The 11,093-nt window shown below is 67.7% G+C and carries 10 protein-coding genes; 5 read left to right on the top strand and 5 right to left on the bottom strand.

Translation table 11 applies throughout. From position 1 onward, the window contains the following. Positions 1 to 250 (bottom strand): hypothetical protein (locus MJ785_RS05820; protein WP_239380152.1); only part of this gene is annotated, 250 nt, incomplete at its 3' end. 284 nt (positions 251 to 534) lie between these two features. On the opposite strand from MJ785_RS05820, the gene MJ785_RS05815 reads away from it, so the two are divergent. After that, positions 535 to 1,923: a spermidine/putrescine ABC transporter substrate-binding protein gene (locus MJ785_RS05815; protein WP_239310132.1), complete on the top strand. Its 1,389-nt coding sequence runs from the start codon at positions 535 to 537 to the stop codon at positions 1,921 to 1,923. A gap of 31 nt (positions 1,924 to 1,954) precedes the next feature. On the opposite strand, the gene MJ785_RS05810 is transcribed toward MJ785_RS05815, so the two are convergent. After that, a complete protein-coding gene (locus tag MJ785_RS05810) occupies positions 1,955 to 3,232 on the bottom strand; it encodes an aspartate aminotransferase family protein (RefSeq protein ID WP_239310131.1) in 1,278 nt (425 codons plus the stop codon). Between the two features lie 101 nt (positions 3,233 to 3,333). Continuing rightward, on the bottom strand, positions 3,334 to 3,825 hold the full coding sequence (locus tag MJ785_RS05805) for an Lrp/AsnC family transcriptional regulator (RefSeq protein WP_239310130.1): 492 nt from the start codon (positions 3,823 to 3,825) through the stop codon (positions 3,334 to 3,336). 187 nt (positions 3,826 to 4,012) lie between these two features. Between MJ785_RS05805 and MJ785_RS05800 the strand changes: the two genes are divergently transcribed. The 4 genes from MJ785_RS05800 (at position 4,013) to MJ785_RS05785 (ending at position 9,125) form a co-directional block, all read left to right on the top strand. Further along, complete coding sequence (locus MJ785_RS05800; RefSeq protein WP_239310129.1) at positions 4,013 to 5,443, top strand: aspartate aminotransferase family protein; 1,431 nt, start codon at positions 4,013 to 4,015, stop codon at positions 5,441 to 5,443. Between the two features lie 74 nt (positions 5,444 to 5,517). Next, positions 5,518 to 6,948: a gamma-aminobutyraldehyde dehydrogenase gene (locus tag MJ785_RS05795; protein WP_239310128.1), complete on the top strand. Its 1,431-nt coding sequence runs from the start codon at positions 5,518 to 5,520 to the stop codon at positions 6,946 to 6,948. Between the two features lie 365 nt (positions 6,949 to 7,313). Continuing rightward, positions 7,314 to 8,471 carry an alpha/beta fold hydrolase gene (locus tag MJ785_RS05790; RefSeq protein WP_239310127.1) on the top strand — a complete coding sequence of 386 codons (1,158 nt, stop codon included), beginning with the start codon at positions 7,314 to 7,316 and terminating at the stop codon, positions 8,469 to 8,471. Positions 8,472 to 8,927: 456 nt separating this feature from the next. Continuing rightward, positions 8,928 to 9,125 carry a hypothetical protein gene (locus tag MJ785_RS05785; RefSeq protein ID WP_239345848.1) on the top strand — a complete coding sequence of 66 codons (198 nt, stop codon included), beginning with the start codon at positions 8,928 to 8,930 and terminating at the stop codon, positions 9,123 to 9,125. Between the two features lie 250 nt (positions 9,126 to 9,375). Here MJ785_RS05785 and MJ785_RS05780 read toward each other — a convergent pair whose 3' ends face one another. After that, a complete protein-coding gene (locus MJ785_RS05780; RefSeq protein WP_239310126.1) occupies positions 9,376 to 10,152 on the bottom strand; it encodes a glycerophosphodiester phosphodiesterase in 777 nt (258 codons plus the stop codon). Next, positions 10,149 to 10,967: a histidinol-phosphatase gene (gene hisN, locus MJ785_RS05775; RefSeq protein WP_239310137.1), complete on the bottom strand. Its 819-nt coding sequence runs from the start codon at positions 10,965 to 10,967 to the stop codon at positions 10,149 to 10,151. Before hisN ends, MJ785_RS05780 begins: the two co-directional genes overlap by 4 nt. Positions 10,968 to 11,093 lie beyond the last annotated feature (126 nt).

The following is an 11,093-nucleotide window of genomic DNA, read 5'->3' as shown; positions in this document are numbered from 1 at the left end:
GAGGGGGGTGCCACGGGCTCGCCGGACGCAGCAGGTCGGCTGATCGCAGCAGTACGTCGGCGAGGGCGCGAGCTTCTTCAGGCGTCAGGTACGCGGCGGACATCGTGTCGAGCATGGGCGTGTCCAGCCGCAGCAGGACCACCGCGGCCTGCCCCGAGGCCGCGGGTGGTTCCGGCCGGACGGTGATCTCAGCCTGGCCGATCCGGGTAGTGAGGACGCCATCATGTGGATCGTGGCGCACCAGGGCCATGGTCATCCACTCCTCCCGAACCGAGTTGCTCTTGGCCGACGCACTTGTTGGACTCCCGTTGGCCGGTCGGGGTTGTCCTGGCCCGGCGTCCAGAACGCGACCGGTCCAGCGGCATCCTCGCGATCCCGTTGGACTCCCGCTGTCGTTCCGGTGACATCCGGCTACACCGTGGTCCCGATAGTGACGATACGGACACGCAGTTGAATGTCGGCGAAGGGAGTTCTGATTTTTTGTGCCAACGGTAGTTCGACTGTCAAGCAACAGTTCGCAAAAGGATGGCTGCGATGTCAACGATGTCCGAACGGCCCGCCGTCGACGTGCTTGGAAATCATCGGAATGATCCAAATAATTCATGTCACCCGGCTCTGCTGCGCGGCCTGACCAGGCCACGGATGGCGATGCGACAGCCGGCAGCGCCGCGGTCTGGGCCTGCGGGTGCCCAGGCCGCCCTTGGACGGCGGGAGCTCCTCCGGCTGGCCGGCATATTGACGGGCGGCGGCGTCCTGCTGGCCGCGTGCGGATCGCAACAGGCGGCTCCGCCACCGGCGCCGACGGGGCCGAGCCCCCTGCCCGAACGCTCCGTCACCGACTATTGGGCCGGCCGGAGCAGGGCGGGCCATCTGGACTTCGCGAACTGGCCGCTGTACATCGACACGTTCCCCGGCCAGAAGAACGGCCACCCGACGCTTGATCTGTTCACCCGGACAACCGGAATCACGGTTTCCTACCGTGAGGTCATCGACAACGACGAGTCGTTCTACGCGGGCATCCAGTCGTTACTCGAGGCGGGGCGTCCGATCGGCCACGATCTGATGGTCATCACCAACGGCCAGGTGCTCGCGGAGCTCATCCGGCTGAACTACCTGGCGCCGCTGGACAGGAACCGGCTGCCCACCTTCTACGCCAACGCCGACGAGACCGTCGTGAGCCCGTCCTATGACCGGGACAACACGTTCACGGTTGCCTGGCAGTCGGGAATCACGGGGATCGCCTACGACCTGAACCGCACCGGCCGTGAGATCAGGAGTTTCAACGATCTGTTCGACCCGGCCTTTGCGGGCCGGGTCGGGATGTTCGGAGATGTTCGGGATCTCCCGAACTTCACTCTGGTGGGGCTGGGCATCATGCCGGAGACCTCCACTCCGGCGGACTGGCACAAAGCCGCCGATGCCCTGCGCAGACAGCGTGCCGATCATATCGTCCGCAACTACTACCAGCAGGACTACATCGAGCCACTCAAGAAAGGGGAGGTGTGGTTGTCCATGGCGTGGTCGGGTGATATTTTCCAGGCCAATTCCGAAGGGGCGGACCTGCGGTTCGTCGTTCCGGAGGAGGGCGGGATTCTGTGGACGGACAGCATGTGCATCCCGGTCACCGCGCCCCATCCGGTGGATGCGATCACTTTTATGGACTTCGCCTACCAGCCCGACGTCGCCGCGAAGCTCGCCGAGGGGATCAACTACATCACGCCCGTCCCCTTCGCGCGTGACCGGATCCTGCGAGACGCGGTCGCGGCCAGCGGCGACCAGCGGACCCAGCTGACCGCCACGGCCAACAGCTCGCTGGTTTTTCCCACGCGTTCAGACCTTGCCCGGCTGCGCCGTTATCGCGTTCTGGACAGGGCCGAGGCCGCCGAGTGGAATGCGCTGTTCCAGCCGATCTACCAAACCTGACCAGCCGCCGGCCACTCAACGCTGTGCGGGCTCACTGGCCCGACAGGGCCGCGGCGAGGGCGGCCGAGAGCAGGTCCACGTCGGCGAGGTCGATGACCAGCGGGGGGCAGAAGGCCAGTGTGGAGGTGCCGAGCGGGCGGACGATGACACCATGGGCGAGCATCCGGTCGCGGATCTCGGTGGCGGTCGGGCCGTCGGGCAGGTCCACCGCCCACATCGCGCCGTGGCCGCGGACGTCGCTGAGACCGTGCGTGCTCGCTACCGCCCGCAGCCCGGCCGCGAGGCGCTCGCCGATCACGGATGCCCGGCCTGGCAGGTCCTCGGTCTCGAGGACGGCGATGTTGGCCAGCGCGGCGGCGCACGCCGCCGGATGCCCGGAATAGGTGCCGCCGTGGCGCAGTACGACGTCCGGGCGGCGCAGCGGCTCGTGCGCCGCGGGGCCGATGAGTACGCCACCAAGGGGCTGATAGCCGCTGGTCGCGGCCTTCGCGAACGTGACGAGGTCAGGCCGGACGCCGAAGTGCTGAGCACCGAACCAGCCGCCCAGCCGGCCGAAACCGGTGATCACTTCATCCATGATCAGAAAGGCGCCGTGGGCGTCGCAGAGATCCCGCAGGCCCGTGAGGTAGCCGGGGCGGGGCGGATACACGCCGCCGGCCCCGATCACGGGCTCGGCGATGACCGCGGCCACCCGGCCGGGCTTGCTCGCCATGACGTCGGCCACCGCGTCGAGGTCGTCCTTGCCCACGTGGACGATGTTGCCGACACCGGGACCGAAGCCGGCCTGGTTCGCGGGAAGCCCGGTCAGGCTCATGCCGCCGTAGGTCACGCCGTGGTAGCTCGGCGATCGGCTGATGATGATCGTTCGTTCCGGCTCGCCGGTGACGGCGTGCGCCAGGCGGGCGATCTTCATGGCGGTGTCCACCGCTTCCGATCCGCCACAGGTCAGGAACACCCGGGCAGCGGGCATGGGCGCCAGCTCGGCGAGCCGCTCGGCGAGCGCTTCCGCCGGCGGGTTGCTGAAGCGTTCGAACAGGTGGAAGGCGTCCAGCGTGCGCAGCTGCGCCGTCACCGCTTCGATGATCTCTGTGCGGCCGTGCCCGGCCGCGCAGTACCACAGGCCCGCCAGGGCATCGACGTAGCGCCGGCCGGAGTCGTCCACGACGTGCGCGCCCCTGCCGGAGACGATCCGGATGAACGAGTCCTGGGCTGCCGCCGGGCGGGCAAACGGGTGCAGGAGCGGGTACGGCGCCGTGGTCGGATCGGTACCAGCGGCGGAGCCACCGGTCCTTGACGGCGTGATGTGCACGGTGATCGGGCTCCTTTCCTGGATGGTCCACGCTATGCGGTATCTGTCCCCGCGGCGCGTCCATCCCCGCGTTGAGTCGTGTCCGTGCGTAACCGTTCGGATCAGCGCGCGCCCCAGGTGTAGGTCTGCTTCACCAAGCGCAGGTACACGAACGTCTCGGTCTCCCGTACCTGCGGCAGCGCGCGGATGCTGTCGTTGATCAATGACAGCAGGTGCTCATCATCCTCGGCGACGATCTCCAGCAGGAGATCGAACGATCCAGCGGTGAGCACCACGTAATCGACCTCCGGCAGCGCCGCGATGATGTCGGCCACCTCCCGGGCGTCGCCCGACACCTTGACGCCGATCATGGCTTCACGCCGGAAGCCCACCCGCAGCGGGTCGGTCACCGCGACGATCTGCATGATCCCGGAGTCGAGCAGCCGCTGGACCCGCTGGCGGACCGCGGCCTCGGACAGGCCCACGGCCGTGGCCATGGCCGCATAGGAGCGCCTGCCATCCTCCTGGAGCTGTTCGATGATTGCTTTGTTGATGTCGTCGAGGAGGGGTTCCGGCGCGGCCCTCGCGACGCTCGGCTTACGTTCCTGGGACAAAGTCTTCCTTATCGGGTCCTGAACGGCAGGAGCGGATCTCGGGTGGTGGCAGTCGCACGGTTGCGCGAAGCGGAACACGCGGTGCGGGCCCGGCATTTTCCCCGCTCGAGTGTTCCGTGGATTCCCTTGTCGGTGGCCGGGGCGGGCTACGCTTTCCGTACCTGGCTACCGGAAGGGGAGCGGGAACATGGGCGGGACGATATCCGAGTCGAGGGCATACGCGGCGCCCGCCGGCATCGCCGAGCGCGCTGCTGCCCTCACCCGGCAGGAGGAGCGCCGGCTGGCCGAACGCACCCCGGGCTCCCGGGCGATGCACGACCGGGCGCTGCGGTCGATGACCGGTGGGGTGCCGTCGTCCTACCAGGCCCGCGACCCCTGGCCGATCTACCTGACGCACGGGCGGGGCTCGCTGGTGTGGGACGTCGACGGAACCGAGTATTCCGACTTCCACAATGGTTTCGGCTCGATGGTGCAGGGGCATGCGCACCCGGCCATTGTTCGCGCGGTGCGTGAGCGGATAGGCCTGGGCAGCCACTTCGCGATGCCGACCGAGGATTCGGTGATCGTTAGTGAGGAACTGGTCCGCCGCTTCGGGCTGCCGCAGTGGCGCTATGTCAACTCGGGGTCGGAAGCGACCATGGATGCGATCCGAATCGCCCGGGCGGTGACCGGACGCGAGACGATCGTCAAGATTTTCGGTTCCTACCACGGTCATCATGACTACGTGATGGTCTCGATCGGGACCCCCTACGAGGACATCGGCCCCGTCGATCACATGGCGTCGCTTGCCTACGGCGAGGGCATTCCATCGACAGTGATCGATCTGACTGTGCCGGTGCCGTTCAACGACGCCCCGGCCATGGAGCGGCGGATTGAGGCGTTGGTGGCCGAGGGGCGTCCGCCAGCCTGTGTGATCATGGAACCGGCCATGATGAACCTCGGCGTGGTCCTGCCCGAGCCCGGCTATCTGGAGGCTGTCCGGAGCATCACTCGCCGGCACGGCGTGATATTGATTTTCGATGAGGTCAAGACCGGTCTGTGCGTGGCGGCCGGGGGCGCCACCGAACGCTTCGGCGTGCTGCCGGATATGATCACGCTGGCCAAGGCGCTCGGCGGCGGGCTGCCGTCCGGGGCCATCGGCGCCACGGCGGACATCATGGCGGCCGTTGCCTGCGGCCGGGTCAAACAGGTGGGGACGTTCAACGGCAACCCACTGGTCATGGCCGCTGCCCGGGCCAGCCTGCTGGAGGTCCTCACCCCGGAGGCGTATGCCCATCTCGATCGGCTGGGCGACCGGCTCATCGCCGGCTGCGATGACATTCTCCGGCGCCACGAGCTGCCTGGCTACACGGTCGGCATCGGCTCCAAGGGGTGTGTGCACTTCGCCGATGCCCCGATCCGCGACTACACGTCCTTCATGGCGCTCCAGAATCCGGCTCTGCCGGAGCTCGCCTGGCTCTACAACGCCAATCGGGGCGTCCTGATGGCTCCGGGCCGGGAGGAGGAGTGGACGCTGTCGGTGCAGCACTCCGACGCCGATGTTGACCGCTACCTCGACTCCTTCGCGGCGTTGGCCCGTGACCTCGCCGGCACCACCGGCGGCGGACAGCCAGGTTAGCCGGATGAGCCAGGTTGGCCAAGTTAGCTGGATTAGCCGGATTCGCCAGGTAAGGGGCGTGATGCGGAGTGCGTATGGATAAGATCCTCACGAATTTCATCGGCGGTGCCAGCGTCGCGGCTATGGACGGGCGGACGACGCCCGTGGTGAACCCGTCCACGGCAGCGGTCTTCGCCGAGGCACCGGTATCCGGCGCGGTTGATGTGGACGCGGCGGTGCGGGCCGCGTCGGACGCCTTCGAATCCTGGCGCGCCACCACACCGGGTGAGCGGGCCAGAGCCCTGCTCACACTCGCTGACGCCATCGAGGAACGCGCGGACGACCTCGTCCGGGCGGAGTGCGAGAACACCGGGAAGCCGATCGCGCTCACCCTGGCCGAGGAGATTCCGCCCGCCGCGGATCAGATCCGCTTTTTCGCCGGTGCGGCCCGGTTGCTCGAGGGACGGTCGGCGGGTGAGTACATGACCGGGTACACAAGTTTTACGCGGCGCGAGCCGGTGGGCGTGTGCGCGCAGGTGACCCCGTGGAACTACCCGCTGATGATGGCGGTGTGGAAGCTCGCGCCGGCGATCGCCGCGGGCAACACCGTGGTGCTCAAGCCGTCGGAGACGACCCCGGTCAGCACCTTGCTGCTCGCCGAGATCGCGGCCGAGTTCCTGCCCGCGGGCGTCCTCAATGTGGTGTGCGGTGATCGGGACACCGGCCGAGCCCTGATCGCTCACCCGCTGCCGGCGATGGCGTCGGTCACCGGCAGTGTCCGGGCCGGCATGGAGGTTGCCCAGGCGGCGGCCGGCACCCTCAAGCGGGTCCATCTGGAACTGGGCGGCAAGGCACCGGTGATCGTTTTTGACGACGTCGATGTCGCCGCGGCCGCGGCGGGGATCGCGGGCGCCGCCTACTTCAATGCCGGGCAGGACTGCACCGCCGCCACCAGGATTCTAACCGCGCCGGGCGTCCATGATGATCTCGTCGCGGCCCTGACCGAACAGGCACGAGCGACCAGAACCGGCGGCCCGGACGAGCCGAGCGCAGCCTACGGCCCGTTGAACAACGTCGGTCAGCTCGGCCGCGTGCAGGCAATGGTGGATCGCGCGCCGAGGCATGCCGAGGTGCTCACCGGCGGGGCGCCGTTGAACCGCTCCGGGTTCTTCTACCCGGCGACGGTTATCGCGGGCCTGCGCCAGGATGACGAGCTGATCCAGCAAGAGATCTTCGGGCCGGTTGTGACGGTCCAGCGGTTCGGTTCTGAGGACGAGGCCGTGGCCTGGGCAAACGGAGTCGAATACGGGCTCGCGGCCAGCGTGTGGACACGTGATCACTCCCGGGCGATGCGGGTTGCCCGCCGGCTGGACTTCGGCTGCGTGTGGATCAATACCCACCTCCCGCTGGTTGCCGAGATGCCGCACGGAGGCTTCAAGAAGAGCGGATACGGGAAGGACCTGTCAGTCTACGGCCTCGAGGATTACACCCGGATCAAGCACGTGATGAGCAACATCGAGTTTTGAGCGGCCACGAACGACCGGTGACAACGCGGCGAGGTACGTGCCCCAGCCTCGCGCCGCCATGTCCCTGTTACCGGTCGCGCTATGGCGTGTTTCGGAAGTCGTCGTTCGGCCAGGGGCCGCCTGGACGCGGCGGGCCGGACAGCTGGCTTCCGGAACACGTCCTCAAGGCGGTGGGAGGGTGATCCCCGCGTTGTCGAGGTGCACAGGGTGCCAACCAGCCGAAGCCGGCGCGATGCTGGTCCCGTCGCGCTCGCCGGAGGCGCTGTGGGACCAATAGGCCGAAGACGGGTTTTCCGGACCTGGTTGGTGGCTTTACTGTCTGGTTTGCCCGCCAGCCGGCCTGGACGAGTAGGCGGAGGGCGGCTATGCGCGAAACTCGTATCCGCGTTGCGGGTGACCTGGCACGTGTGCCCACGGATCGTCCAGATGACCTTACCGGCACCGCGACCGGCGCGGAAACGGAGCGGGCACGCCCACCCGGCTCCTCCCGCTATGTCATACGGTATGTAACCGTGCACGGATATCGTCGGGCTTACATCCGTGCCGGGCACGGACCGGCGTTGTTGCTCATCCACGGGATCGGGGACAGTTCGCAGACCTGGGCGGACCTCATTCCGTTGCTTGCCCGCGGCCGAACGGTGATCGCGCCGGATCTTCTCGGGCACGGCCGGTCGGACAAGCCCCGGGGCGACTATTCCATTGGTGGATACGCCTGCGGAATGCGTGACCTGTTGACGGTACTCGGCATCGACCGGGTGACGGTGGTCGGCCACTCCCTGGGCGGCGGGGTGGCCATGCAGTTCGCCTATCAGTTTCCCGAACGGTGCGAGCGGGTGGTGCTGGTAGCCACCGGGGGAGTGCGTTCCGACATCCATCCGCTGCTGCGGGCCGCGGCGATTCCAGGTTCAGGAGCGGTGCTCTCACTGCTTACCACGGCATCCCTGCGCCATATCGGTTGGGCGGTGACGCGGGCGTTGCGCTGGCTGCACACCGATCTGGGGCGCGATGTCGACGACCTCATGCGCACCTTGGAAGATCTGCATGTGGACACCGCTCGAGCGGCATTCCTCCGGACGTTGCGGACCGCCGTGGACGGCCATGGCCAGGCAATCACGATGTTGGACCGCTGTTACCTCGCGGCCGGAATGCCTTCTCTGATCATTTGGGGTGGGCATGACGCGGTGATCCCGCCTGAACATGCGCGGATCCTGCACGCGGCGATGCCCGGCAGCCGGTTGGAGATCTTCGCGGACGCCGGGCATTTCCCGCATCGCAGTAACCCGGAGCGCTTTCGGACGGTGCTGGAGGAGTTTTTGTCCTCGACTCGCCCGGCAACGTACTCGGCTCGCCAGTGGCGGGATCTGATGCGTTCCAGCGGGTGTCGCCCGCAGCAGCCGCCGGGCCGAAGCCGGAGCCGGCGGATGAGAGCGGCCACCGGTGAGGAAAGCGCGTTGGCCGCGGCTTCGAGCACGCCGCTCGGCACCCGTCACGGGGAAGGGCCGGTCCCGCGTGGGCCGAGGTGAACAAGACACGGCGGAAAGTGAGGATTCGCCACCGGCGAGCGTACGGAAGCCGGCGAGCCGGGATCCACCGATCGTGGGCAGTATCTTCGGCGCGGCCTCGTCCGGGGTGCCCAGCCAGGGTTCCGTAGGTCCGCGGAGCTGTGGGAAGAGCCATGACCGTGCGTCCATTGGCCCGGGAGGTTCATACTGGCTGGGAGCCATGGAACGTTCTCCGGAGCGAACAACCGCGGATCGGTTCGTGACCCGTACGCCGCTGACCGCACATGATACCCGCTTCATCCCGCTCAACCGGCTACCGCGCCGGATCGTCGAGACAGATGCCACTTCTTTGTTCCAACCCGCTATCGCATTGGGACACCGCGGCCCGCTATCGTGGACTTCGTCGGGCGCGGTCATGCCAATATGGCCTATCCTCGCTGTAGTAACTGAAGTCAGAGATATATCGGAGGTCGACCGTTGGCACGTCGTGCGCGTCTGAGCTGGCCGGAAGAGCGTCGCCAGGCAGGTGAGGTCGTCGTTCGCCGGGTTGACCCCGGCCGTGGCTGGACCCTTGAGCAGGCTCGTGACCTGGTACGGCAGGGTTACTCTGTCGAACATGTAGCGGAACGGACGGGATTTCCGGCGCAGATGCTGAAAGTGGCTGCCGAGGAGTGAACGTTTCGACGAAGCGGCGCCAGTCATGAAATATGCACTCTCGGCTATGCGAATGTGGTCGGCTCGGACTCATTCACCCGCGGTGAACCAGGGTGGTGAACCAGGCCTGGCCGAGGTCACGCCAATGCGTCGAGCTGGTCACTCTGCGCAGTGCGGGGGATTGTGCTGGCGGTTGTGTTCGGATTTTATTGAGTGATTGGATTTTGCGCCGACTATTTCCTGTCGGCGATGATCGGGCGTTGTTTTTTGGTCACTGCACGTGACGTGTACGCGCGATTGTTGCTTCGTCGTTGGTGGCGCGTACAAGCCGGCCGAGGTGGTCGGAGTAGACACCGTCCACGCCGAATCCCAGCAGGCGGTTCAGGGCTCGGGACGACTGGGCATGCCAGCCGAACGCAAGAAGCCCGTGAGCGTGCACCAACGGCACCATCGCGGCGGACCAGTCGTTGGCACGCAGGTTCAGCACGGTGGCTCCGGCGGCGGCCGCACGTCGCGCGTACGCCTCCAGGCCTCCGCCGATCGCCCGGTGGGAGCGGATCTCCCGGCTGGCTGCGGAGTTCACGAATTTCACCGTGTCATCCAGCGCCTCCAGGCTGATGATCGACTGCCAGGAGCGGATCGCGTCAAGATCCCCACACAGCCACAGGCGGTCCGCCGCACCAGCCGCGCGGGCGGTTTCGACCACCGCGCGCACGGCGTGGCGCGCGGTGGCGGGTGGGTCCTTCAGGTCCAGGCTGAGCTCGAAGGCGTTGCCACAGGCGGCGTAGAGGCCGGCCAGGCGTGGAAGCCACCCCGGGAGCGCCGCGGCCGGTGTCTCGCTGAGCCGGCGGCGCCGGCCCGGCGGTCCGAGCACGCCATCATGGTGCAGTACCGCCACGCCGTCCGCCGTGAGCCACACATCCGATTCCAGCCCACCGGCACCGCCCGCCAACGCCCGCTGGAAGGCCGCTACGGTGTTCTCCCGCTGGAACAGCGCGGGCGAGCCCCGATGGGCAAAGCCGATCGGACGGCGCGCGGTACGGGTCACCGCACGGAAGGCTGGTTCAGGATATCCAGCGCCCGGGCATGCAGCCGGCTGTTGGTTGTCAGAACCGAGCCACCGGCCGGCCCAGGGCGTCCGGTGAGATCCGTGAAGGTGCCCCCGGCCTCCTCGATGATCACCTGGAGGGCGGCCATGTCCCACAGCGAGACATCGGGCTCGCAGGCAAGGTCGACAGCTCCCTCGGCGACCATCATGTGCGACCAGAAGTCACCGAAGGCCCGGGTCCGCCACACCGCGGCCACGAGATCGAGGAAGGGCTCCAGCCGACCGGCCGCCGACCAGTTCTCGATGGAGGCGAACGACAGGTAGGCGTCGGCAAGGTCTGTCACCGCTGACACGGCCAGTGAACGGATCTCGCCGGCCACCGTCCGGGTGTGAGCCCCGTGACCGCGTGCCGCCCACCAGCGCCGGCCCATTGCGGGCGCGCTGGCCACACCGACGACGACCGTACCGTCGATCTCGAGAGCGAGCAGCGTCCCCCACACCGGCACCCCGCGGACAAAGTTCTTGGTACCGTCCACCGGGTCGACCACCCAACGGCGCCGGGCCTCACCGACCAGCCCCTGTTCCTCGCCCAGGACCGCGTCGCCGGGCCGGACCCGCGCCAGCCGGGCCCGGATCATCGCCTCCACCGCGGTGTCGGCGTCGGTCACGGGAGTGGCGTCGGGCTTTGCCTCGACCAGCAGGTCAACAGCTTGAAAACGGGCCATCGTGATGGCGTCGGCGGCATCCGCCAGGGCCAGGGCCAGGGCCAGATCATCGGTGACCGGGTGGTCGTCGGCAGCCGGGTTCGCCGGGATTTCGACGTTACTAGCCGGTAGGCCGCTGGGGCGGGGATCCGGATCTGTCTGTGCGGCACGGGTCACGCGGCGAGCGTACCGGGGCGCCGGCCGGTAATGACGGATATCCCCACCGAGTTCGGGCCT

It is taken from the genome of Protofrankia sp. CiT1 (genome assembly GCF_917627335.1).
GTDB lineage: Bacteria > Actinomycetota > Actinomycetes > Frankiales > Frankiaceae > Protofrankia.
Note: the sequence above shows the minus strand (reverse complement) of the source record. Positions and strands in the feature narration are given on the sequence as shown.